At 70.5% G+C, this 24387-nt stretch carries 15 protein-coding genes and 1 pseudogene; 12 read left to right on the forward strand and 4 right to left on the reverse strand.

What is annotated here, in order from left to right:
* Positions 1-178 precede the first annotated feature (178 nt).
* Entirely contained in the window at positions 179-3028 is a 2850-nt protein-coding gene (locus tag ACIHCM_RS21840) for a glycoside hydrolase family 3 C-terminal domain-containing protein (RefSeq protein ID WP_399898252.1), read from the reverse strand.
* A 330-nt stretch (positions 3029-3358) separates the two neighbouring features.
* On the opposite strand from ACIHCM_RS21840, the gene ACIHCM_RS21845 reads away from it, so the two are divergent.
* The 8 genes and pseudogenes from ACIHCM_RS21845 to ACIHCM_RS21880 all read left to right on the forward strand — a co-directional run.
* On the forward strand, positions 3359-5038 hold the full coding sequence (locus ACIHCM_RS21845; RefSeq protein ID WP_399898254.1) for a Tat pathway signal sequence domain protein: 1680 nt from the start codon (positions 3359-3361) through the stop codon (positions 5036-5038).
* Position 5039: 1 nt separating this feature from the next.
* On the forward strand, positions 5040-6140 hold the full coding sequence (locus tag ACIHCM_RS21850) for an ABC transporter permease (protein WP_399898256.1): 1101 nt from the start codon (positions 5040-5042) through the stop codon (positions 6138-6140).
* Complete coding sequence (locus ACIHCM_RS21855; protein ID WP_399898258.1) at positions 6137-7066, forward strand: carbohydrate ABC transporter permease; 930 nt, start codon at positions 6137-6139, stop codon at positions 7064-7066. The genes ACIHCM_RS21850 and ACIHCM_RS21855 overlap by 4 nt, the downstream gene beginning before the upstream one ends.
* A gap of 138 nt (positions 7067-7204) precedes the next feature.
* Positions 7205-9436, forward strand: a complete 2232-nt coding sequence (locus ACIHCM_RS21860; RefSeq protein WP_399898260.1) for a 1,4-beta-glucanase — start codon at positions 7205-7207, stop codon at positions 9434-9436.
* Positions 9436-11409 carry a beta-galactosidase gene (locus tag ACIHCM_RS21865; RefSeq protein ID WP_399898262.1) on the forward strand — a complete coding sequence of 658 codons (1974 nt, stop codon included), beginning with the start codon at positions 9436-9438 and terminating at the stop codon, positions 11407-11409. Before ACIHCM_RS21860 ends, ACIHCM_RS21865 begins: the two co-directional genes overlap by 1 nt.
* Positions 11406-13604 carry a glycosyl hydrolase family 95 catalytic domain-containing protein gene (locus tag ACIHCM_RS21870; protein ID WP_399898265.1) on the forward strand — a complete coding sequence of 733 codons (2199 nt, stop codon included), beginning with the start codon at positions 11406-11408 and terminating at the stop codon, positions 13602-13604. Before ACIHCM_RS21865 ends, ACIHCM_RS21870 begins: the two co-directional genes overlap by 4 nt.
* A gap of 26 nt (positions 13605-13630) precedes the next feature.
* The gene (locus ACIHCM_RS21875) at positions 13631-14344 is read left to right on the forward strand and encodes a hypothetical protein (RefSeq protein WP_399898267.1); all 714 of its coding nucleotides are present in this window, start codon (positions 13631-13633) and stop codon (positions 14342-14344) included.
* A gap of 300 nt (positions 14345-14644) precedes the next feature.
* Positions 14645-15199, forward strand: a pseudogene (locus ACIHCM_RS21880) (cellulosome protein); the annotation flags it as partial.
* A gap of 56 nt (positions 15200-15255) precedes the next feature.
* Here the strand turns inward: ACIHCM_RS21880 and ACIHCM_RS21885 are convergent.
* Positions 15256-17307 carry a TIM-barrel domain-containing protein gene (locus tag ACIHCM_RS21885; protein ID WP_399898268.1) on the reverse strand — a complete coding sequence of 684 codons (2052 nt, stop codon included), beginning with the start codon at positions 17305-17307 and terminating at the stop codon, positions 15256-15258.
* 65 nt (positions 17308-17372) lie between these two features.
* Complete coding sequence (locus ACIHCM_RS21890) at positions 17373-18386, reverse strand: LacI family DNA-binding transcriptional regulator (protein ID WP_399898270.1); 1014 nt, start codon at positions 18384-18386, stop codon at positions 17373-17375.
* Between the two features lie 387 nt (positions 18387-18773).
* Between ACIHCM_RS21890 and ACIHCM_RS21895 the strand changes: the two genes are divergently transcribed.
* Positions 18774-20708, forward strand: a complete 1935-nt coding sequence (locus tag ACIHCM_RS21895) for an acyl-CoA dehydrogenase family protein (RefSeq protein ID WP_399898272.1) — start codon at positions 18774-18776, stop codon at positions 20706-20708.
* 51 nt (positions 20709-20759) lie between these two features.
* Here the strand turns inward: ACIHCM_RS21895 and ACIHCM_RS21900 are convergent, their stop codons facing one another.
* Positions 20760-21215 carry a lamin tail domain-containing protein gene (locus ACIHCM_RS21900; protein WP_399898274.1) on the reverse strand — a complete coding sequence of 152 codons (456 nt, stop codon included), beginning with the start codon at positions 21213-21215 and terminating at the stop codon, positions 20760-20762.
* Between the two features lie 202 nt (positions 21216-21417).
* On the opposite strand from ACIHCM_RS21900, the gene dxr reads away from it, so the two are divergent.
* The 3 genes from dxr to ACIHCM_RS21915 form a co-directional block, all read left to right on the forward strand.
* Positions 21418-22698, forward strand: coding sequence for a 1-deoxy-D-xylulose-5-phosphate reductoisomerase (gene dxr, locus ACIHCM_RS21905; protein WP_399898276.1), 1281 nt, complete (start codon positions 21418-21420; stop codon positions 22696-22698).
* Between the two features lie 8 nt (positions 22699-22706).
* Positions 22707-23999, forward strand: a complete 1293-nt coding sequence (locus ACIHCM_RS21910) for a M50 family metallopeptidase (RefSeq protein ID WP_399898289.1) — start codon at positions 22707-22709, stop codon at positions 23997-23999.
* Between the two features lie 170 nt (positions 24000-24169).
* Positions 24170-24387, forward strand: a 218-nt coding sequence (locus tag ACIHCM_RS21915; RefSeq protein ID WP_234528736.1) for a flavodoxin-dependent (E)-4-hydroxy-3-methylbut-2-enyl-diphosphate synthase, incomplete at its 3' end; no start/stop codon positions are given.

Here is a 24387-nt window from a genome sequence, read left to right on the forward strand (position 1 = left end):
GCCTCATTCGGCTGAATCGCATGCGGTCGTGGGAACACTGGGGGAACACCACGGCTGGTGTCTGCCGCCATGGCGAGCATCGTTCCCGCACGAACAAGGCCGGCGACCTAGTGGCGCGACCCGGCGCCGTTGCCTTCCGGTGCCGGGCCCTTTCCCTGAGTCGGCCCGGTCCGGACCCTCAACCGGAGAAGCCGACGTGCGCCAGCCGCAACGGGCCGCGCAGTCCGAGGTGGACGTCGTGCACGCCGGCGGCGGTGATGCCGGCGGACACCGTGGTGTAGTCGTACGGCCCCGCAGTCGGCGTACCCAGCGTGACGGTCGCCAGCGCCGGGCCGCCGTCGAGGGACAGTTCCACCCTGCCCTCGCCCGCCACCTGCACAGTCACCTCGGTGACGCCGGACCCGAAGTCGCAGGCGTGATAGACGAGTTCGCCGATACCGCCGCCCACCGGTGTCACCGCGTCACCCGACCTCTTCGTGCGGTCGACGATCTCCGTGCCGCTCTGCTCGTCGAAGTCGGCCGCGTCCAGGCCGCGTCGGACGACGGGACGCGGCATCGCGGGCTCGCCGTCGAGCGTCACGGTCGTACGCAGGCGGACGTCCTCGCTGGAGGCGCCGATCAGGAGGTCGTACGGGCCGGGGTCGAGGCGCCAGCCGCCGTGGGCCACGTCCCAGAAAGAGAAGGCGGACAGGGGGAGTTCGAAGGTGAGTTCCTCGCTCGCGCCGGGGGGCAGCGTCACGCGCCGGTGGCCGAGCAGTTCGCGGCGTGGGCGGATCACCGACGGGTCGGCGGCGTGCCCGTACACCTGGGCCACCTCGTCGGCCGTCCTGTCGCCGGTGTTGGTGACCGTGAAGGAGACGTGCACCGTCGCGCCCTCGACGCGGGCCGCGACGTCGGCGTACGCGAAGGACGTGTACGACAGGCCGTGGCCGAAGGGGAACAGCGGTGTTCCCTCGAAGTAGAGGTACGTCTGCCGGCTGCCGATCACGTCGTAGTCGAGGAGGCCGGGCAGGTCGGCGTCGTCGGCGTACCACGTCTGGGGGAGGCGGCCGGCGGGGGAGACGTCGCCGGCCAGGACGCGGGCCAGGGCGGTGCCCGCCGCCTGGCCGCCGTGTGCGGTCCACAGGACGGCCGGGAGCGGGGCCGCGTCGATCGCGTACGGGTAGGCCGAGACCAGGGCCAGCACCGTGCGCGGGTTCGCGGCGTGGGCGGCGCGCAGCAGGCGTTCCTGGTGCCCGGGCAGCCGCAGCGTCGTACGGTCCTCTGTCTCGCGGCCGTTGATGTGCGGATCGTTGCCCGCGACGACCACCACGACGTCAGCCCCGGCCGCGGCCCGCGCCACCGCGTCCTCGCCGCGTTCGACGTGGACGACCTCGAAGATCTCCGGGTTCTCCTCGGCAACCCGCACGCCGTCGGCGGCGACACAGACGTGGCGACCCGTGCCCAGGTGCCGGAGGAGGTGACCGCTGCCGTGGGGTTCCAGACGGAACGTCTCCTGGACCACCCAGCCGCCGGGCTGGTCGGCGGAGGCGCGTACGTGGCCGTCCTCGGCGACCGACAGGTAGCGGCCGTCGGGGGCGCGCAGGGTCAGCACGCCTTCGCCCCAGTCGATGAGGGCCAGTTCGGTGCCGACGGCGCTGGTGGTCAGGGGCGGGAGGTCCGTGCGGCCCGCGAGGAGGGCCGGGTCGAGGGCGCCCCCGGCGCCGCGTGTCTCGTCGGCGGCGTCCGCCGCGGGCACCTGGAGGAACGTACCGGCGGAGGTCCTCAGCCGCACCCGGTCAGCGCCCTCCGCGAACTCCACCCGGTCGGCGCCGAACCGCTCGTGCAGGCCCTCCAGCGGGCTGGACCGGTGCAGGAGCGTGCCGCTGTACCAGTCGAGCTTGCACTCGTCGGCGAGGAGGCCGACGACCGCGATACGGGTGTCGGGGGCGAGCGGCAGCAGACCGTCGTTGCGGAGCAGGACGATCGCCTGCTCGGCGGCCTCCCGCGCGAGCGCGCGGTGCTCCGGCGTGTCGAAGGCGCCCTGTACGCCCTCCTCCTCGTACCCGTACTCGTACCCGTCCCCGTCGAACTCGCCGAGGCGGAAGCGGACCGAGAGCTGGCGGCGGACGGCGGCGTCGACGTCCGCCTCCGTCAGCAGGCCCCGCGCCAGGGCGGCCCGCGCCCGGGCGACGATCTGCGAGCTGTCCGTGCCGTGGTCGGTGAAGCTGTCGACGCCGGCGAGCAGGGCGGCCGCCGTCGCCTCCTCGTGCGTGTCGAAGTAGTGTTCGGAGTCGACCAGGTTGGAGGGGGCGCCCGCGTCCGAGCAGACCAGCAGGTCCTCGTCGGTCCAGGTGCGCAACTGCTCGCGCAGGTAGGGCGAGAGGTGGTTCGGGCGGCCGTTGACCAGGTTGTACGCCGGCATCACCCCCGCCACCGCGCCCGTCTCGACGGTCTCGCGGAAGGCGCGCAGGTCGTACTCGTGCAGCACACGCGGGCGGACCGAGCTTGAGGAGGTGGAGCGGTCCGTCTCGTTGTTGTGCGCGAGCCAGTGCTTCAGGACGGGGGCCGTCCGCCAGTACGTCGGGTGCTCACCGCGCAGGCCGCGGGTGTAGGCGGTGGCGATCGCCGAGGTCAGCTTGGGGTCCTCGGAGTAGCCCTCCTCGTTCCGGCCCCACAGCGGGTGGCGCAGCAGGTTCACGGTCGGCGCCCAGACGTTGAGGCCGACCCGCTCGTCGCGGGCGCGCATGGCGCGCGCCTCCCTGGACACGGCCTCGCCGACCCGTCGTACGAGATCCGGATTCCAGGTCGCGCCGAGTCCCACCGCCTGCGGGAACACCGTCGCCGGACCCATCCACGCCACACCGTGCAGCGCCTCCTGCCCGGTGCGGAAGGCCTCCACGCCGAGCCGCTCGACCGCGGGCGCGAACTGGTGCAGGAAGGCGACCTTCTCGTCCAGGGTGAGCCGCGACAGCAGGTCGTCGATGCGCTTCGCGAACGGCAGTCGAGGATCGCGGAAAGGCGGCGTAGGCGGCGTTTGTGCGGTCACGTGGGGTTCCCCTTGCGCTGGAGCGGCGATGCGCTTTCGAAGCGCTTCGATGCTGGTTCGGCAGGCGGGTGGGTGTCAAGGGACCGGCATTGTCACTTCAAGCGGTGCATGAGGAAAGGTCGCCTCCCCACGCTTCCGAGGAATCTTGGAAGCGAGCCTTGTGCGCCCCCCGGTGTTCACTTAACCTCGCAGCAACATCGAAGCGCTTCGACTGCATACACCCACCGATCGAGGGTCGGAGGAACGCTTCAGCTCAGCCAGTTCCACTCGAGACACCGCAGCCGACGGCCCACCGCCGGGTGTCCTGGTGCGCCATGAAGGGTTGACGCAATGACGCCGAACGCCGCTTCCGCCTCCGCCGCCCCGAGCCGGAGAAGCTTCCTCGCCTCCACGGCGGCCGCCGCCGCCGCGGTGGGCGGGGGGTTGCCGTTGCTGACCGCGTGCGGTGGCTCGGGCGGCAGCTCCGACGAGGGCACCACCACGGGCAAGAAGCTCAAGGACCTCCTGCCCGACTACGTGGGCTCCAGCACCGTCACCCCTGACATTCCGAGCAAGAACGGTTCCGCGGCCGGTTTCCTCACCGCCGAGCCCGCCGACAAGCTGGCCGTCTCGGTGCCGAAGAAGCTCGGCCAGGGGAGCCAACTGACCGTCATGGCCCCGCTGTGGGGCACGTCCCCGAAGGCCGGCAACCCCTACTGGACGGCGATGGACGAGGCCATTGGTGTCCGCATCCGGTGGCAGAACCAGGACGGGAACGTCTACGGGCAGAAGCTGGGCGCGGTCCTGGCCTCCAGTTCCCTCGCGGACGCCGTCGTCATTCCCGGCTGGGAACTCAACGGCAAGATACCGAGCGCCATCAACAACAAGTTCGCCGACCTCGGCCCCTACCTCTCCGGCGACAAGGTCCGGGAGTATCCGAACCTCGCCGCCATCCCCACCGGCGCCTGGCAGCGCGCCGTGTTCGGCGGCAAGCTCCGCGGACTGCCGATGCCGTCCGAGGCCGTGCCCGGCATCGCACCGTTCTACCGGGCCGACCTCTTCGAGCAGAAGGGGTACGAGGCCCCCACCACCGCCCAGGAGTTCTACGACCTCTGCAAGGAGATCAACGCTCCGAGGAGCAAGGTCTGGGCCTGCGGGGACATGAGCTGGGCCACGGCCGGGATCTTCGGCGTGCTGCCGGAGAAGCCGTACTACTGGAAGCTCGTCGACGGCAAGCTGGTCAACCGCTACGAGACCGACGAGTTCCTCGAAGCCCTGGAGTGGTCCCGCTCGCTGTACTCGGCGGGCTTCGTCCACCCGGACATCAAGGCCGAGCAGGGCGACGCCGGAAACCTCTTCGCCTCCGGCAAGCTGTGGATGTACTGCGCGGACATCTCCGACTGGTACGGCAAGACAGCGGTCCAGCGCCTCGCCGATCCCGACTTCACCATGGCGGCGATGGACTACTTCGCCGCCGACGGCGGTGAGCCCACCCTCTACAACGCCCAGCCCTCCGGCATCTGGTGCTTCGTCAACAAGAACGCCGACGAGAAGAAGATCAAGGACATCCTCGCGGTCGCCAACTACTGCTCCGCCCCCTACGGCACCAGGGAACAGCGCCTGAAGGCCTACGGCGTCGAGGGCACCCACCACACCCTGAAGGACGGCGTCCTCACCAAGAACGAACAGGGCAACAACGAGGTCTTCGCGACCTACGAGTACATGGCCGCTCCCGCCCCGTTCCGTGCCTGGCCCGACCACCCCGACGTCGTCAGGGGCGTCGTCGAGTGGCAGCAGCGGCAGGGCGCCCACTGCACCAAGCCGCTGTTCCACGGCATGCAGATCCAGGAGCCCAACCGCTACGCCGAGCTCAGTGCCCAGTTCGAGGACCTGGAGAAGGACATCGTGCGCGGCCGCAAGAAGATCAGCGACATGCAGCAGGCGGTCTCGGACTGGCGGTCCCAGGGCGGCGACGAACTCCGCGACTGGTACAAGAAGCTCCTTGACGAGACCGGCAGTTCGGCGTCCTGAGATGGCACGGGCCACGACTGACATGCGCGGGGCCGCTGCCCGGGACCCGAAGGACGCCGCGGACCCCGAGGGCTTCAACGCCTCCTCGGGGTCCGCGGACCCCGAGGGCCGGGCGGCGGCACCGCCGCCTGCCCGCACCCGTAAGAGCGGGCTCGCCACAGGGAAGGACGCCGGCGGCATCACCCTGCGGCACCGGCTCCGGCGCGACCGCGTCCTGATCCTGATGACGCTGCCCGCGATGCTGCTCCTGCTGGTCTTCACCTACGTCCCGCTGCTCGGGAACGTCGTCGCCTTCCAGGACTACGACCCGTACATCTCGGACAACGCCTTCCAGGCGATGCTGAACAGCCCGTGGGTGGGGCTGGAGCAGTTCCAGCGGATGGTGGAGGACCGGCTCTTCTGGCAGGCACTCGGGAACACTCTCGCGATCTTCCTCGTCCAGCTGACGCTGTTCTTCCCCGTCCCGATCCTGCTCGCGCTGTTCATCAACAGCTTCGTCCGGCCCCGGGTGCGCGCGGTCGCCCAGGCCATCCTCTACCTCCCGCACTTCTTCTCCTGGGTGCTCGTCATCACGATCTTCCAGCAGATGTTCGGCGGTGCGGGACTGGTCTCCCAGGTCCTGCGGGACCACGGTCACGACGGCTTCGACCTGATGACCAACCCGGCTCTGTTCAAGTTCCTGATCACCTTCGAGATGATCTGGAAGGACGCCGGCTGGGGAGTCATCGTCTTCCTCGCCGCGCTGGCCGCGGTCAGCCCCGACCTGTACGAGGCGGCGGCGATCGACGGCGCGAACCGCTGGCGCCGGATGTGGCACATCACGCTGCCCGCGCTGCGGCCCGTCGTCGCGCTGCTCCTGGTGCTCCAGGTCGGCAACGCGCTGACCGTCGGCTTCGAGCAGATCCTGCTCCAGCGCACCGCCGTCGGCCCGACCGCCGCCGAGGTGCTGGACACCTACGTATGGAATGTCGGCATCCAGTACGGCGACTTCAGCTACGCCACGGCCGTCGGCGTCGTCAAGGGAATCGTCGGTCTGCTGCTGGTGCTCGGCGCGAACAAGGTCGCGCATCTCATGGGCGAGCAGGGGGTGTACAGGAAATGAGTCAGCTCACCGGCACCACGAGCGGCCGGTACGTACGCGGACGGCTCCGCCCGGTGTGGGAGGAGGAGCCGTCGAAGGCCGGCCTCGCCTCCAAGGCCGTGGTGCTCGTGCTGGTCTGCCTCGCCATCCTCTTCCCGCTCTGGGTGGTGATCGTCACCAGCCTCTCCTCGGTGGAGACGATCACCGACACCGGCGGCCTGGTGGTGATCCCGCAGGACATCACCTTCATCGCCTACGAGGAACTGCTCGGCGGCGGGCAGGTGACCCGGGCGGCCATGGTGAGCATCGGCGTCACCACGGTCGGCACCCTGTTCAGCATGGCGGTGTCCGTCCTCGCGGCGTACGGGCTCTCCCGCAGGGGGTCGGTGCTGCACCGGACGTTCCTGCTGTTCATGCTCGCCACGATGTTCTTCAGTGCCGGACTCATCCCGACCTACCTGGTCGTGCAGGGCCTCGGACTGACCAACACGTATCTGTCACTGATCCTGCCCAGCGCACTGAGCGTCTTCAACATCCTGGTGCTGCGGGCGTTCTTCATGAGCACCGCGCAGGAACTGATCGAGAGCGCCCGCATCGACGGAGCCGGGGACTTCCGGATCCTGTGGACGATCGTCATGCCGCTGTCCCGTGCCCCGATCGCGGTGATCACGCTGTTCTACGCGGTCGGTTACTGGAGCGCCTGGTTCAACGCGTCGATCTACCTCACCGACCCGCAGATGCTGCCGCTGCAGAACATCCTGAACCAGCTCGTCCTCAAGCGGGAGCGGCCGGTGGGACTGGCACAGGCCATCAACACCAACGAACTGTCGCCGCTCGCCATCCAGATGGCGGTCATGGTGCTCGCCCTGATTCCCGTCACCGTGCTGTCGCCCTTCGTGCAGAAGCACTTCAAGAAGGGCATGCTCACCGGCGCGGTGAAGGGCTGAAGTCCGAGCCGGTGGGGTGCGCGGGAGCTGCGCTCGCCCCTTGTCCGTGGCTGGTCGCGCCCACGCGGCGGACCGCCTGTCGGCACAGCCCGGCACTCTTCGTTTCTCACGTTCCCCTCTCGCATCGAGGTCTATGTCATGCGCACGCCCCGCCTGAGCAGACGAGCCGTCCTTGCCGGGACCGCCGCCACCGCCGCGCTCACCGCCGTCCCGTCCCTCCCCGGGCGAGCGGCAGCCGATGAGGCCACTGCCGCCTCCGCCTCCGCCCCCGCCTACCGCTGGCGCAACGCCGTCATCGGCGGCACCGGCTTCATCAGCGGCGTCCTCTTCCACCCCGCCGTGCACGGCCTCGCCTACGCCCGCACCGACATCGGCGGCGCCTACCGCTGGGACGACCGGGCCGCCCGATGGACGCCCCTGACCGACCACCTCGGGTGGGACGACTGGAACCTCCTCGGGGTGGAGGCGATCGCCGTCGACACCGCGCACCCCGACCGTGTCTACCTCGCCCTCGGCACCTACTCGCAGTCCTGGGCCGGCAACGGGGCGATCCTGCGCTCGGAGGACCGGGGCACCACGTGGGCCCGCACCGACCTCACCGTGAAGCTCGGTGCCAACGAGGACGGACGTGGGGCCGGTGAGCGGCTGCTCGTCGACCCGCGCGACAGTGACATCCTGTGGCTGGGCACCCGGCACGACGGACTGCTCAAGTCCACCGACCGGGGCGCCTCCTGGGCGCCCGCCACCGGATTCCCCGCGATCCCCACCCCCTCCGGACAGGGCGTCACCCTCCTCGTCGCCGCCGGGCGGGCCGTCTACGCCGGCTGGGGTGACGCCGACGGCACCACCGGCTCCGTCAACCTCTACCGCACCACCGACGGCACGACGTGGCGCCCCGTCCCCGGTCAGCCCACCGGCACCTCCGCCAAGGTCCCGATCCGCGCCGCCTACGACCGCCACACCCGCGCGCTGTACATGACGTACGCCAACGGACCCGGCCCCAACAACCAGTCCGACGGCAGTGTGCACAGGCTGGCGACCACCACCGGCAAGTGGACCGATGTCACGCCGGTCAAGCCGGGCGGGACCGCCCCCGACGGCTCCACCGACGGCTTCGGCTACGGCGGCGTCGCCGTCGACGCCCGCTGCCCCGGCACCGTCGTTGTCTCCACCAACAACCGCTGGGCCGCCGTCGACACGCTCTACCGGTCCACGAACGGTGGACGGACCTGGACATCCCTCAAGGACTCCGCCGTCTTCGACGTGTCCGAGACCCCGTTCCTCAAGTGGGGTGGTGACCAGCCCAAGTTCGGCTGGTGGATCCAGGCGCTCGCCATCGACCCGTACGACTCGAAGCACATCGTCTACGGCACCGGCGCCACCCTCTACGGCACCCGGGACCTGAAGCACTGGGCTCCGCAGATCCGTGGCCTGGAGGAGTCGTCCGTGCTCCAGCTGATCTCGCCCCCGGTCGGGGAGGCGCACCTGATCAGCGGGTCCAGGGACATCGGCATGATGTACCACGAGCGGCTCACGGCGTCCCCGTCCCGCGGCATGGCGACGAACCCCGTGTTCGGGTCGGCGGTGGGACTCGCGCAGGCCGCGGGCAGGCCGGCGTACGTCGTGCGCACCGGATGGGGCGACCACGGCAACGGCGCCCACTCGGACGACGGCGGGCGGACCTGGGCGCCCTTCGCGGCCCAGCCCGACATCGCCGAGAGCGCACCCGGGCCGATCGCCACCAACGCCGACGGCGGCGTGCTGCTGTGGTCCTTCGTGCACTGGGACGGCACGAGGTACGCGGCGCACCGATCCGCCGACAACGGCGCTACCTGGTCCGAGGTGTCCTCCTTCCCGAAGGGCGCCACGCCGGTCGCCGATCCGGCCGACCCGGCGCTCTTCTACGCGTACGACACCGACACCGGCACGCTGTATGCCAGCACTGACAGTGGCCGGTCCTTCACGGCCCGTGCGACAGATCTGCCTGCCGGTGACAGCCAGTTCAAGCTGGTCGCGGCGCCCGGCCGGTCCGGTGACCTGTGGCTGAGCACCAAGTGGAACGGGCTGTACCGCTCCACCGACGGCGGCGCCACCTTCACCAAGGTCGACAGCTGCTGGGCCTCGCACACCGTCGGCTTCGGCAAGGCCGCCGACGGCGCCGACTACCCGGCGATCTACCAGGTGGGCTCCACCGAGAACATCACCGCCGTCCACCGCTCCGACGACGAGGCGAAGAGCTGGGTGCGGATCAACGACGACGCCCACCAGTGGGGCTGGATCGGAGAAGTCGTCATCGGTGACCCGCGCGTGTACGGGCGGGTGTACCTGGCCACCAACGGGCGCGGAATCCAGTACGGGGAGCCTGTCTGATGCCACAGCTCAGTGATGCCGGCCGCGGCCGCCTCCTTTTCGGCGGCGACTACAACCCCGAGCAGTGGCCCGAGGAGACCTGGCACGAGGACATCCGCCTCATGAAGGACGCCGGCGTCAACTCCGTCACCCTCGGTGTCTTCTCCTGGGCGAAGCTCGAACCCAGCCCGGGAGTGAGGGACTTCGGCTGGCTCGACCGGCTCATGGACCTGATGCACGACAGCGGCATCGGCGTCGTCCTCGCCACCCCCACCGCCTCGCCGCCCCCGTGGATGGGGCGCCTCCACCCGGACACCCTCCCGCGCGACGAGGACGGCCGGACGGAGTGGTGGGGCTCCCGGCAGCATTTCTCGCACTCCAGCGCCACCTACCGGCGCTACGCCGCCGCCATCACCGAGGACCTCGCGGCCCGTTACGGCGGCCACCCCGCCCTGCGCATGTGGCACATCAACAACGAGTACTGCACCTACGACTGGGGCGACGAGGCCGCCGCCGCCTTCCGTCACTGGCTCCAGGACAAGTACGGCACCCTCGACGCCCTCAACGAGGCCTGGGGCACGGCGTTCTGGAGCCAGGGGTACGGCGACTGGGACGAGGTCGTGCCGCCGCGCCGCGCGCACTACATGAAGAACCCCACGCAGAGCCTGGACTTCCAGCGGTTCACGTCCGACGCGCTGATGGAGTGCTTCCTCGCCGAACGCGACATCGTCGCACGGCACACCCCGCACATCCCGGTGACGACCAACTTCATGCCCTTCTGGCAGGGCCAGGACGCCTGGACCTGGGCCGAGCAGGAGGATGTCGTCTCCGTCGACATCTACCCGGACCCGGCCGACCCCTTCGGCGGTCAGCACGCGGCGATGGTCCAGGACATGACCCGCTCGCAGGCCGGCGGCGGGCCGTGGATGATCATGGAACAGGCGGCGGGCCCGGTCAACTTCCGCGGGGTGAACCACCCCAAGCCGGCCGGCGTCAACCGGCTCTGGTCCCTCCAGGCCGTGGCGCGCGGCGCCGACGCCGTGTGCTATTTCCAGTGGCGCCAGTCCCGGCAGGGCTCGGAGAAGTTCCACTCCGCCATGGTCAGTCACGCGGGTGAGCACGGCCGTACCTTCCAGGAAGTCAAGCGGATCGGCGCCGAACTCGCCTTGCTGAGCGAGAAGGTGACGGGCACGAAGGTGCAAGGCCCCGACGTCGCCGTGCTCCTCGACTGGAACGCCTGGTGGGCGAGCCGGCAGGACGGGCGGCTGTCCCGCGAGGTCGGCTACCCCGAGATCGTCCGCGCCTGGCACCGCGCCCTGTGGGAGGCGCACACCACCGCCGGCTTCGCCCACCCCGAGCGCGACCTGTCGGCGTACAAGCTGGTCGTCGTCCCTCAGCTGTACCTGCTGAGGGACGCGGCGATCGACAACCTCACCTCCTACGTCGAGAACGGCGGAACTCTCGTCGCCGGCTTCCAGACCGGTATCGCCGACGAGGACGACCGGGTACGCCCCGGCGGCATGGACCCCCGGCTGCGCGAGCTGTTCGGCATCCGCACCCTGCACGAGTGGTGGCCGCTGGACGCGGGGGAGACGGTCGCCTGCGACGGCTTCGAGGGCACGCTCTGGTCGGAGGAGATCGAGGCGGAGCCGCACGTCACCGAGACCATCCCGTACAAGGGCGGCGAGCTGGACGGCCTCCCCGCCGTCCTCCGCAAGGACCGCGCCTGGTACGTCTCGACCCTCCCGGAGCCGGACGCGCTGCGCGAGCTGCTCACCCGGATCGCCGCCGGCGCACGGGTCCGCCCGGTGCTCGACGGACTGCCCACCACCGTGGAGGCCGTACGACGGGGCGATCTGCTCTTCCTGCTCAACCACGGGCGCGAGCCGGTCACCGTCCCCGTCCCGGGCACCCGTCACGACCTGCTGACCGACAGGACCGTCCACGACGAGGTCCGCCTGGACCGCTACGGAGTGGCGGTGCTGAGGCCATGACGCGGTCGGGCCCCGTCCACGGCACCTGGGAGCCGCACCCGGCCGCCCGCTGGGAGGACGCCTTCCTGAGCGGGAACGGCCAGCACGGCGTCCTCGTGTTCGGTGACCCGAACGACGACCGTGTCGTCGTCACCCATCACACCCTCGTCCGCCCCAACGGCTCGGAGCACGCCCGCCCTCCGCGTCTGGCCGGCGAACTCCCCACGCTCCAGGACCGGTTGCTCGCCGGTGACGTCACTGCGGCGGAGGGCTTCACGGACGGGCGGCCGACGCTGTGGGTGCAGCCCTTCCACCCCGCCTTCCAGGTGCGGCTGCGCAGAACGGACAAGCAGACCTCCGGCTACCGGCGACATGTCGACTTCTCCACCGGCGAGATCACCGCCCGCAGCCTCGGCTGGACCAGCCGCGTCTTCGTCTCCCGCGCCGACGACGTGATCGTCCACGAGATCACGTCCCCCGGCCTCACCCTCGACATCCACCACGACCACCACCTCCCCAACGCCCCCGCCGATCTGGCCCTCGGCCAGGGCTCCCTGCTCACCCCCGAGGGCGTCGTCCTCACTCTCCGCGCCCGCTACCCCGGCAGCGACCGCGCGTACACCGGGCTGACCCTTGTCGCGGTCACCGGCGGCAGCACGACCCTCGCCCCGCCCGGTGTCCACATCGAGGGCGCCACCTCCGTCCTGCTTCTCACCCGCACCAGACGCCACACCGCCGAACTGGACGTCCTGGCGGAGACCAGGGCACTGCGCGCGCTCGCCCGGTCGTACGACGACCTGCTCGCCCGGCATCTCGCCCACCACCGCACGGCCTACGCCCGCGTCACCCTCGACCTCGCCGCCGACCCGGCCGAACGCGCCCTGCCCGGCTCCGACCTGCTCAAACATCCCCGGAGCCCGGCCCTCCTCGAACGCCTCTTCGCCGCCGGCCGCTACCACCTCCTCTCCGCCTCCGGCCTGCTCCCGCCCCGCCTGCCCGGCCTGTGGACCGGCGACTGGAACACCGCCTGGTCCGGCGCCTTCACCACCAACGCCAACCTCAACCTCCAGACGGCGTCGGCGGCCTCCGCCGCCCTGCCCGAAGTCACCGAGGCCCTCGCCTCCCTGATCCACGGGCAACTGCCGCACTGGCGCGACAACGCCCGCGAGATCTACGGCGCCCGGGGCGTCGTTGCGGCCACCCACACCGACGGCGAGTCCGGGCACGCGTACCACTTCTCCCCCGCCTACCCCCTGCACCTGTGGACGGCGGGCGCCGACTGGCTGCTCAAACCCCTCGTCGACCACGACGAGACCCGCGGTGAACGCGACCCCCGCACCGCCGCCGCCCTCCTCGAACTGGCCGAGTTCTACGAGGACTTCCTCACCCGCACCGACGCCGACGGCCACCTCGTCGTGGTCCCCTCCTACTCACCCGAGAACCGCCCCGCGGGCGCCGGCTGGGGTGTGATCAACGCGGCCATGGACCTCTCCGCCGCCCGGCACGCCCTGCGCACGGCGGCCGAGTACCACCCGGACCACGCCGACCGCTGGCGCGCCCTCGCCGACCGTCTCCCACCCCACCGGATCAACGCCGACGGGGCCCTCGCCGAATGGGCCTGGCCGGGCCTGGAGGACTCGTACGACCACCGGCACCTCAGCCACCTCTACGGCGTCTGGCCGCTGGACGAGATCAACCCGTACGACACCCCGGACCTCGCGGTCGCCGCCCACCGCGCACTCGAACTGCGCGGCGCCGAGAACGACTCCGCGCACGGTCATGTGCACCACGCCCTGGTCGCCGCCCGCCTCCGGGACGGCGATCGGGTCGCCCACGCGCTCGGCCAGGTGCTGGCGGGCGACTACTTCCACGCGTCCTTGATGAGCGCGCACTACCCCAACCGGCACGTCTACAACGCGGATGCCGCGCACGCCCTCCCGGCGGTGCTGATCGAGATGCTGATTCAGTCGGCCCCCGACCGACTGGTCCTGCTCCCCGCGCTGCCGCCGGGCCTCCCCAGAGGCGTGCTCCAGGGCATCCGCACCCGCTTCGGGGCGGAGGTCGACCTCACCTGGAGCCCGGACGGCGTCACGGCGCACCTCCACCCGACCCGCACCCACCGCATCGACGTCAGGACTTCCTCCGGCGCGCAGCCGCTCGATCTGGTCGCCGGAGAGGCCCGCGTCCTCACCCTGGGGGCGCAGGAGATCCCGTAGTTCCCCCCACCCATGGAAGGGACACCATGGCAACACGCACCCTCGGCAGGGTCACCAAGGCCCTGCTCGCCCCCGCCCTGGCGCTCGGCGCGACCGTCGGTCTCGCCTCCGCCCCCGCCCACGCCGCCGTCTGGTGGTCGTCGGACCAGTGGGGCAGCACCACCCTGAACGGCTACACGCTCTACAACAACATCTGGGGCTCCGGCGCCGGCCCCCAGACCATCTGGGCCAACTCCGGCACCAACTGGGGCGCCTGGGCGGACCACCCCAACACCGGCGGCATCAAGTCCTACCCCAACTCCAAGAAGGTGATCAACAAGCCGATCAGCTCGCTGGGCTCGCTCACCAGCGACTACAACGTCACCGTCCCGACGTCCGGCGCGTACAACACCTCGTACGACATCTGGGACACCGACTACGACTACGAGATCATGCTCTGGGTCAACTACAACGGGGCGGTCGGCCCGCTGGGCAGCTGGCAGGCCACTGTCACGCTCGGCGGCCACTCCTGGAACGTCTACAAGGGCAGCAACGGCGCCAACGAGGTCTTCTCCTTCCTGCGCACCTCCGACTCCAGCTCCGGCTCCGTCAACGTCCTGCCGATCCTGAAGTGGATCAAGGACACCAAGGGCTGGATGGGCGACGAGACCATCGGCGACGTGCAGTTCGGCTACGAGATCACCTCGTCGTCCGGCGGCATGGACTTCATCACGAACAACCTGACCGTCAGCAGCAGCTGAGCACCCACCCGGGCCGGTCCCGCAGGGCCGGCCCGGGCCCGCAGAACCTCCCGTCGGCGGTTACCGGACCGACTGCGAGCACCGGATCAACAGCACCGCAGGCGTGCGCGGCAGCGACATCCGCAGCCCGTCCCCGACGTTCTCCCGCAGGTGATGACCTGGCACGAACTGGACTCCGGCTCCCCGCGCGACTTCCAGGCCCACGACGACGACTACCGCGCGCTGGAACGCGAGGCGGGCATCGCACCCCTGGAGATCAACATCGACGAGTACGCCAACCGCCGCGACCTGTCCGTGCCCGGCCAGCTCGTGACGGCGGCACCCGGACGGCCCCTGCGCCTCCACCTCGTCGCGGGCAACAACCGCGTCGCCATGTCGGCGGGCAACGCCTCCGTCCGTTCCCTCGACGTCTCGGGCTCCTGCTCGAGGGCCGGCACGCTGTCCTACGAGGGCGCCTCGGCCACCCTCACGGGCGGCGCCCGGCTGGTCGACTCGGCGTACGCCTCCGCCGGGTCGTACATCGGCTGGCTGGGCAACAGCGCCGGCAGCACCGCCGAGTTCACCGTGGACGCGCCCAGGGCCGGCCGCTATCTGCTGGTCGTGCACTACGCCCACAACGACCGGCGCGACAACGGCCACGCCTACAACACGGACATCATGTCCCGTACGGCGGACATCACCGTGGGGAACGGGGCGCCGGTGAAGGTCACCTTCAAGAACACCTGGAGCTGGGACGACTACTGGACCCTCGGTGTCCCCGTCGACCTGAAGGAGGGCTCCAACAAGGTGACGTTCGGCAACGCGACAGCGTGGGCGCCCAACATCGACCGGATCGAGCTGGGCCGGGTCGTCGGACAGGCGTTTCTGCCGGGCCTTGGCCGCCGGGACCTTCCGGCGGCCAAGGCCCGGGGCTACTCGGCGACCGGCAGCGCGACCCCGTCCCGCAGGAACAGCGGGATCCGGTCCAGCGGGGCGTCGACCGTGACGTGCGTGCCGCCCTCGTACGACGCACCGGTCCACGCGTCCGTCCAGCTCGCGCCCGCCGGGAGATACACCGTCCGGGCCGTCGCGCCCGCCGTCAGCACCGGCGCCACCAGCAGATCCCGGCCGAAGAGATAGGCGTCGTCCACCGACCAGGCAGCCGGGTCCTGTGGGAACTCCAGGAACAGCGGCCGCATCACCGGCAGCCCCTCCTCGTGGGCCTCGCGCATGACGTCGAGGACATACGGCTTCAGGCGCTCGCGCAGCCGCAGGTACTTCTCCAGGATCGCGCCGGCCTCCTCGCCGTACGACCACACCTCGTTCGGACCGCCGGTCATCTCGGGGCCGAGCGGCGTCCCCGGGTCGCGGAAGCCGTGCAGGCGCATCAGCGGGGACAGCGCGCCGAACTGGAACCAGCGGACCAGCACCTCGCGGTACGCCGGGTCGTCCGGGTCGCCGCCGTGGAAGCCGCCGATGTCCGTGTTCCACCAGGGGATGCCCGAGAGCGCGGTGTTGAGACCGGCGGCGATCTGGCGGCGCAGGGTCGGGAAGTCGGTGCCGATGTCGCCGGACCACAGGGCGGCGCCGTAGCGCTGGCTGCCCGCCCAGGCCGAGCGGTTGAGGGTGATGACGTCGGACTCGCCCTCGGCGAGCAGGCCCTCGTGGAAGGTGCGGGCGTTCTCCGCCGGGTAGAGGTTGCCGACTTCCAGGCCGGGGCCCGCCCAGTAGCGCAGGTTCTCCTGGAAGCCGGGCTTCAGCTCGGGCTCGCAGGCGTCCAGCCAGAAGGCGCTGATGCCGTACGGCAGGAGGTAGTTGTCGCGGACGCGGGACCAGACGAACGCGCGGGCGTCCGGGTTGGTGGCGTCGTAGAAGGCGACCTGGACCGTCGACGCCACCTCCTTGTCCGGCCAGTCGGCGTGGGCCGTCGGTCCGTACTGGGTGCCGATGAAGTAGCCGCGCTGCTCCATGAGGGAGTGGTTCTCGGAGAGCGGTGAGACGGAGGGCCACACGCTCACCACCAGCTTCACGCCCAGCTCGGCCAGTTCCCGCACCATCGCCGCGGGGTCGGGCCACTCCTTCGGGTCGAACTTCCACTCGCCCAGGTGCGTCCAGTGGAAGAAGTCGCACACGATCACGTCGAGGGGCAGGCCGCGACGCTTGTACTCCCGGGCCACGGCGAGGAGTTCGTCCTGGGTGCGGTAGCGCAGCTTGCACTGCCAGAAGCCCGCCGCCCACTCCGGCAGCATCGGCGTCCGGCCCGTGACGGCGCTGTAGCGGCGCTGGGCGTCGGCCGGGGTGCCCGCGGTGATCCAGTAGTCGATCTGGCGGGCGGAGTCGGCGACCCAGCGGGTGCCGTTGTGGGCCAGCTCCACGCGGCCGATCGCCGGGTTGTTCCACAGCAGGGTGTAGCCGCGGCTGGAGGTGAGTACCGGGACGGCGACCTCGGCGTTGCGCTGGACCAGGTCCACGACCAGGCCCTTCTGGTCGAGGCGCCCGTGCTGGTGCTGCCCGAGGCCGTACAGCTTCTCGCCCTCGTAGGCGGCGAACCGCTGCTCCAGGCGGTGATGGCCGTTGCCGACGGCGGTGTAGAGGCGGGGGCCGGGCCACCAGAAGTGGGCGCGCTCCTCGGCGAGGAGTTCCTCCGAGCCGTCGGTGCGCAGGAAACGTACGAGTCCCTCGGCGTCGACGTGCACGGTCAGCGCGCCGACCGTCAGCTGCCCCTCGCTGTCGCCTGTCTTGACGGTGCTCTCGGTGGCCGGCGCCTCGGTCAGGAGCGCGCCGGGCAGTCCGTCGAGAACCGGACCGCCGAGCCGCGCCCGGACCCGGACCGCGTCCGGCCCCCACGGCTCGATCCGTACGGTCTCCTGGCGGCCGCTCCACTCCAGCCCACCGTCCCGTTCCCGGAACGTGCCGACGGTGGGAGAGGACTGCGCGAGGCTGACCGCGCCTGAAGGGGTCTGGTTTTCGGCAGACTGATTCACGTGGGGTGCTCCTGGGAGGAGTGCAGACAGGGAGGGCCGTCGAAGGGCCCCGGAGAAGGTGCGGGTCAGGACGTGGACGGCACCGGGCCGGTGCTCGCGCGGACCGTCAACTCGGGGGGGAGCAGCAGTACTTCGTCGCCGCCACGCCCATCCAGCTTGGCGACCAGGTGTTCCACCGCGTGCCGGCCCATCTCCTGCGCCGGGATCGCGACCGACGTCAGCCGCACCGACGCCTGGGTGGCGACCTGGTCCGGGCAGATCGCGACCACCGACACGTCCTCCGGCACGGCCCGGCCCTGCTGGCGCAGCAGCGCGAGCAGCGGTTCGACCACCGACTCGTTCTGTACGACGAAGCCCGTGGTCGCCGGGCGCTCGTCGAAGACCCGGGCGAGCGTCGCCGCCATCGCGTCGTACCCGCCCTCGCACGGCCGGTGCAGCACCCGAAGGCCCAGCTCGCGGGCGCGCGAGCGGAGTCCGTCGAGGGTGCGCTCGGCGAACCCGGTGTGCCGTTCGTACACGGCGGGCGCCTCACCTATGACAGCGATGTCGCGGTGGCCCAGCGCCGCGAGATGCTCGACGCACAGCGCGCCGGTCGCGGCGAAGTCCAGGTCCACGCAGGTGAGTCCGCTGGTGTCGGCGGGCAGGCCGATCAGGACGGACGGCTGGTCGGTGCCGCGCAGCAACGGCAACCGGTCGTCGTGCAGTTCGACGTCCATCAGGATCATCGCGTCGGCGAGCCCGCTGCGGGTGACCCGGCGCACCGCGTCGGGGCCCTCCTCGCCGGTGAGCAGCAGGACGTCGTACCCGTGGGTGCGGGCGGTGGTGGCGACGGCGATGGCGATCTCCATCATCACCGGCACGTACATGTCCGTCCGCAGCGGGATCATCAGCGCGATGATGTTCGACCGGCTGCTGGCCAGGGCGCGGGCGCCGGCGTTCGGGTGGTAGCCCAGCTCCTGGATGCTCTGCTCGACCCGCTGCCGGGTGGTCAAGGAGATGGACCGCTTGCCGCTGAGGACATAGCTCACCGTGCTCGCCGACACTCCGGCGTGCTGGGCGACCTCGGCAAGGGTGACCATCCAGCTCTCCCAGCTTTGTGAAGCGCTTCGACAGTGCGCAGTGTGAACAATGGAGGGTAAGGGTGGTTCGACAGTAGCTCCAGCCGAGGTGGGTGTCCATAGGTTGTCGAAGCGCTTCGACACCGAATGTTCAGGGCGCCACGTGAATCTTCGACCCTTCACCCATGCACCCGTCCGGAGCAAGCCGCCGGCCACGGCACACATGTCTCCGGGACCGAGGTATCCCGGGGCGGGAGCTGCCTCGACACCGGGTCACGCTCCGCCGGCATCGGCCGAACAACTGCGCGCGGGGTGGTGGCCGGCCCCGGGATCGGGTAGATACGAACGGGTAGCACCCGTCGGTAACCAAAACGGACCTTGATCCCTCTTCACGGCGAGGTGAGCCTCATGTCCGCAGCTCCCACCCACCGTCCCACCGTCACCGAACGTGAGGCCCGCCAGGTGGCCGAGGCGGCCCGGGAACAGGATTGGCGCAAGCCCAGCTTCGCCAAGGAACTCTTCCTCGGGCGCTTCCGCCTCGACCTCATCCACCCCCACCCGCTCCCCCCGGACGAAGACGCCCAGCGCGGCGAGGAGTTCCTCACCAAGCTCCGCGACTTCTGCGAGACGAAGATCGACTCCGCCACCATCGAGCGGGACGCGCGGATCCCCGACGACGTGATCGACGGGCTCAAGGAGCTCGGCGCCCTCGGCATGAAGATCGACACGAAGTACGGCGGCCTGGGCCTGACGCAGGTGTACTACAACAAGGCCCTCGCCCTGGTCGGCTCGGCCAGTCCGGCCGTCGGCGCGCTGCTGAGCGCGCATCAGTCGATCGGCGTCCCGCAGCCACTGAAGATCTTCGGCACCCAGGAGCAGAAGGACACCTTCCTGCCGCGCTGCGCCCGCACCGACATCTCCGCCTTCCTGCTGACCGAACCGGACGTCGGCTCCGACCCGGCCCGGCTGGCCACCACCGCGGTCCCGGACGGCGACGACTACGTCCTCGACGGCGTCAAGCTCTGGACCACCAACGGTGTCGTCGCCGACCTGCTGGTCGTGATGGCCCGGGTGCCGAAGTCCGAGGGCCACAAGGGCGGCATCACCGCGTTCGTCGTGGAGGCGGCCTCGGAGGGCATCACCGTCGAGAACCGCAACGCCTTCATGGGCCTGCGCGGCCTGGAGAACGGCGTCACGCGCTTCCACCAGGTCCGCGTCCCGGCCGCCAACCGTATCGGCCCCGAGGGGGCGGGCCTGAAGATCGCGCTGACCACCCTGAACACAGGCCGGCTGTCGCTGCCCGCGATGTGCGTGGGCGCCGGCAAGTGGTGCCTGAAGATCGCCCGGGAGTGGTCTGCCGCCCGCGAGCAGTGGGGCAAGCCGGTGGCGCTCCACGAGGCGGTCGGCTCGAAGATCGCGTTCATCGCGGCCACCACCTTCGCGCTGGAGGCCGTCGTGGACCTCTCGTCCCAGATGGCCGACGAGGACCGCAACGACATCCGCATCGAGGCAGCCCTCGCCAAGCTCTACGGCTCCGAGATGGCCTGCGTGATGGCCGACGAACTGGTCCAGATCCGCGGCGGCCGCGGCTTCGAGACCGCCGAGTCGCTGCGGGCGCGCGGGGAACGCGCGGTACCCGCCGAGCAGATCCTGCGGGACCTGCGGATCAACCGCATCTTCGAGGGCTCGACCGAGATCATGCATCTGCTGATCGCCCGCGAGGCCGTCGACGCGCACCTGTCGGTCGCCGGCGACCTGATCGACCCCGACAAGTCCCTCCAGGACAAGGCGAAGGCAGGCGCTCAGGCCGGCGTCTTCTACGCCAAGTGGCTGCCGAAGCTGGTGGCCGGCGCCGGCCAGCTCCCGGCGTCGTACGGGGAGTTCAAGCACGGCATCGACCTCTCGCCGCATCTGCGCTACGTCGAGCGCACCTCCCGCAAGCTGGCCCGGTCGACCTTCTACGCCATGTCGCGCTGGCAGGGCCGGATGGAGACCAAGCAGGGCTTCCTCGGCCGGATCGTGGACATCGGCGCCGAGCTGTTCGCGATGAGCGCGGCCTGTGTCCGTGCCGAACTCCTGCGCAGCCGGGGCGAACACGGCCGCGAGGCCTACCAGCTCGCCGACGCCTTCTGCCGCCAGTCCCGCATCCGCGTCGACGAGCTCTTCGGCCGGCTGTGGACCAACACCGACGACCTGGACCGCAAGGTGGTCAGCAACGTCCTGGCCGGCGGCTACGAGTGGCTGGAGCAGGGGATCGTCGACCCCTCGGGCGACGGACCGTGGATCGCGGACGCGACCCCCGGCCCGAGCCAGAAGGAGAACGTGCACCGGCCCATCAGGTGAGGGACCGGCGCGCGACGAGTGCGGGTCGGCACCCGCACTCGTCGCGGCGCGTCAGCACCACTTGTCGCTGGGGTCCCGCGTCGTCCAGGAGCAGGTGTCGACCTTGGCCCCGTTGGCCCTGGTCAGCGTCGCCGTGTCGCTGGTGTTGTTCCAGACGTACCAGCCGCGGTCCTGGTACTTGTTCGACGCGGTGTCCCTGCCGGTGCCGGTGCGCACCTTCAGGGTCTTGCCGGCCCCGATCTTCACGTTCGGGAAGACGTACTTGTGGTTCGCCTTGTCCTTGAGGACCCAGCCCTTCAGCGAGATCGCCGAGCGGCTGGTGTTCTTGATCTCCACCCACTCACCGTTGAGGCTGGAGTTGGAGCCGGTGTCCGAGCCCGGGCTGTCGAACCAGACGTGCCGCAGGACCACACCGCCGGCCGCCTGGGCCGGGGTGCTGAGAACGGTGCCGGTGAGCGCCAAGGCGCCCGCGAGCGCGGGCAGGGCGAAAGCAGCGCGTATGCGCATGGAGATATCCCCCCAAGGATGTCGTCCGGTGGCCGGAGGTTGTCCCGGCCAGGAGTGAAGAGTTATCACATGATCTTCACGTCGACTTCACAGATGGGGAAACAGGCTCCGTCCGGCCGGGAACGGACCCTCCCCGACCGTCCGGCACCCGCGTGAGGGACACCCTGCTCCGGCCGGACACCCGTTACGGCAACATGGGGGCATGAGCGAAAGCCCAGCCCCTCTCGCAGACCCGCACCTCGTCTTCGACCCGGTGACGGGTGACGGCCCGAAGGACGTCGTGATCCTCGGCTCCACCGGGTCCATCGGCACGCAGGCCATCGACCTCGTCCTGCGCAACCCGGACCGCTTCCGGGTCACCGCCCTGTCCGCCAACGGCGGCCGGGTGGGCCTCCTCGCGGAGCAGGCCCACCGGCTCAGGGTGCGGACCGTCGCGGTGGCCCGCGAGGAGGTCGTACCGGCGCTGCGGGAGGCGCTGACCGCACAGTACGGCGCGGGGGAGCCGCTCCCCGAGATCCTGTCCGGACCGGACGCGGCCACGCAGATCGCCGCCTCCGACTGCCACACCGTCCTCAACGGCATCACCGGCTCCATCGGCCTCGCCCCGACCCTCGCCGCCCTGGAGGCGGGCCGCACCCTCGCGCTCGCCAACAAGGAGTCGCTCATCGTGGGCGGCCCGCTGGTCAAGGAGCTCGCCAAGCCCGGTCAGATCATCCCGGTCGACTCCGAGCACGCGGCGTTGTTCCAGGCGATCGCCGCGGGCACCCGCGCGGACGTGCGCAAGCTCGTCGTCACCGCCTCCGGCGGCCCGTTCCGCGGCCGGACCAGGGCGGAGCTGGCGAACGTCACGGTCGAGGACGCCCTCGCCCATCCCACCTGGGCGATGGGACCGGTGATCACGATCAACTCCGCGACCCTTGTCAACAAGGGCCTGGAAGTCATCGAGGCACACCTGCTGTACGACATTCCCTTCGAGCGCATTGAGGTGGTCGTGCACCCGCAGTCGTATGTCCACTCGATGGTCGAGTTCACTGACGGATCCACGATGGCCCAGGCGACGCCCCCCGACATGCGCGGGCCCATCGCCCTGGGCCTCGGCTGGCCCGAGCGCGTCCCCGACGCGGCGCCCGCCTTCGACTGGAGCACGGCGTCGACGTGGGAGTTCTTCCCGCTCGACACCGACGCCTTCCCCTCGGTCGACCTCGCCCGGCACGTCGGCGAGCTCGCGGGCACTGCCCCGGCGGTGTTCAATGCCGCCAACGAGGAGTGCGTGGACGCCTTCCTGCGGGGCGCGCTGCCGTTCAACGGGATCATGGAGACCGTCACCCGGGTCGTCGACGAGCACGGCACCCCCGGCACGGGAACCTCGCTCACCGTGCCGGACGTCCTCGAAGCGGAGACCTGGGCGCGCGCCCGGGCCCGTGAACTGACGGCCCAGACCGGAAACACGGCGCAGACAGCCACCGCGGAGGCGCGTGCATGACGACCTTGATGATGATCCTCGGCATAGTCGTGTTCGCGGTCGGCCTGCTGATCTCGATCGCGTGGCACGAGCTGGGGCATCTGTCCACGGCCAAGCTCTTCGGCATCCGCGTGCCGCAGTACATGGTCGGCTTCGGCCCGACGCTCTTCTCCCGCACCAAGGGCGAGACCGAGTACGGAGTGAAGGCCATCCCGTTCGGCGGATACATCCGCATGATCGGCATGTTCCCGCCGGGCTCCGACGGCCGGATGGAGGCCCGCTCCACCTCGCCCTGGCGCGGCATGATCGAGGACGCCCGCTCGGCCGCCTTCGAGGAACTGCGGCCCGGCGACGAGTCCCGCATGTTCTACACGCGCAAGCCGTGGAAGCGCATCGTCGTGATGTTCGCGGGACCGTTCATGAACCTGGTCATGGCGGTCGTGCTGTTCCTCATCGTGCTGATGGGCTTCGGCATCTCGCAGCAGACCACCACCGTCAGCTCGGTCTCCCAGTGCGTGATCGCGCAGAGCGAGAACCGCGACAAGTGCACCTCGGCGGACAAGCCCTCCCCGGCCGCCGCGGCCGGCCTGAAGGCGGGGGACAAGATCGTCTCCTTCAACGGCGTCCGGACCGACGAGTGGAACGAGCTGTCCGACCTGATCCGCGCCAACCCCGGCAAGGAGGTGCCGGTCGTCGTCGAACGCAAGGGCGAGGAAGTGACCCTGAACGCGACGATCGCCACCAACCAGGTCGCCAAGAAGGACTCCGCGGGCCAGATCGTCCAGGGCGAGTACGTGAGCGCCGGATTCCTCGGCTTCAGCGCCGCCACCGGCGTCGTACGCCAGGACTTCGACGAGTCCCTGGTGTGGATGGGCGACCGGATCGACGAGGCCGTCGACTCCCTCGCCGCCCTGCCCGGCAAGATCCCGGCCCTGTGGAACGCCGCCTTCGACGGCGCCGAGCGCGAACCGGACTCCCCGATGGGCGTGGTCGGCGCGGCCCGTGTCGGCGGCGAGATCTTCACCCTCGACATCCCGCCCACCCAGCAGCTGGCCATGGCCCTGATGCTGGTGGCCGGTTTCAACCTCTCCCTGTTCCTGTTCAACATGCTCCCGCTGCTCCCGCTCGACGGCGGCCACATCGCCGGCGCGCTGTGGGAGTCGCTGCGGCGGAACCTCGCCAGGGTGCTGCGCCGCCCGGACCCGGGTCCGTTCGACGTGGCGAAGCTGATGCCCGTGGCCTACGTGGTGGCCGGGATCTTCATCTGCTTCACGATCCTGGTGCTCATCGCCGACGTGGTTAACCCGGTGAGAATCTCCTAGTCATACGGAGTTGGCGGCGGCCCGGCACGTTGGGTGCCGGGCCGCCCACCATTGAGTGGGTTTACCCGGGCGGGATGTGCTCAGGCGCAAACCCGTGCCGTAATCTCGAAGCCTGGAGCCCGCTGCTGACGGGACCGGATCTTGATCCACGACTTGGGGTTGCACAGCAGATGACTGCGATTTCTCTCGGCATGCCGTCCGTTCCGACCAAGCTCGCCGAGCGCCGCAAGAGCCGGCAGATCCAGGTCGGCACGGTGCCGGTCGGCGGGGACGCCCCGGTCTCCGTCCAGTCCATGACGACGACGCGTACGTCGGACATCGGTGCCACGCTCCAGCAGATCGCGGAGCTGACGGCGTCGGGCTGCCAGATCGTGCGGGTGGCCTGCCC

It is taken from the genome of Streptomyces sp. NPDC052023 (assembly GCF_044548465.1).
In the GTDB taxonomy this organism is placed as follows: domain Bacteria; phylum Actinomycetota; class Actinomycetes; order Streptomycetales; family Streptomycetaceae; genus Streptomyces.

Bases quoted from the DNA above. Each gene is read 5' to 3' on its own strand.
- ACIHCM_RS21845 (WP_399898254.1), top strand. From the start codon at position 3,359: ATGACGCCGAACGCCGCTTCCGCCTCCGCCGCCCCGAGCCGGAGAAGC.
- ACIHCM_RS21850 (WP_399898256.1), top strand. From the start codon at position 5,040: ATGGCACGGGCCACGACTGACATGCGCGGGGCCGCTGCCCGGGACCCG.
- ACIHCM_RS21855 (WP_399898258.1), top strand. From the start codon at position 6,137: ATGAGTCAGCTCACCGGCACCACGAGCGGCCGGTACGTACGCGGACGG.
- ACIHCM_RS21860 (WP_399898260.1), top strand. From the start codon at position 7,205: ATGCGCACGCCCCGCCTGAGCAGACGAGCCGTCCTTGCCGGGACCGCC.
- ACIHCM_RS21865 (WP_399898262.1), top strand. From the start codon at position 9,436: ATGCCACAGCTCAGTGATGCCGGCCGCGGCCGCCTCCTTTTCGGCGGC.
- ACIHCM_RS21870 (WP_399898265.1), top strand. From the start codon at position 11,406: ATGACGCGGTCGGGCCCCGTCCACGGCACCTGGGAGCCGCACCCGGCC.
- ACIHCM_RS21875 (WP_399898267.1), top strand. From the start codon at position 13,631: ATGGCAACACGCACCCTCGGCAGGGTCACCAAGGCCCTGCTCGCCCCC.
- ACIHCM_RS21890 (WP_399898270.1), bottom strand. From the start codon at position 18,386: ATGGTCACCCTTGCCGAGGTCGCCCAGCACGCCGGAGTGTCGGCGAGC.
- ACIHCM_RS21895 (WP_399898272.1), top strand. From the start codon at position 18,774: ATGTCCGCAGCTCCCACCCACCGTCCCACCGTCACCGAACGTGAGGCC.
- ACIHCM_RS21900 (WP_399898274.1), bottom strand. From the start codon at position 21,215: ATGCGCATACGCGCTGCTTTCGCCCTGCCCGCGCTCGCGGGCGCCTTG.
- dxr (WP_399898276.1), top strand. From the start codon at position 21,418: ATGAGCGAAAGCCCAGCCCCTCTCGCAGACCCGCACCTCGTCTTCGAC.
- ACIHCM_RS21910 (WP_399898289.1), top strand. From the start codon at position 22,707: ATGATGATCCTCGGCATAGTCGTGTTCGCGGTCGGCCTGCTGATCTCG.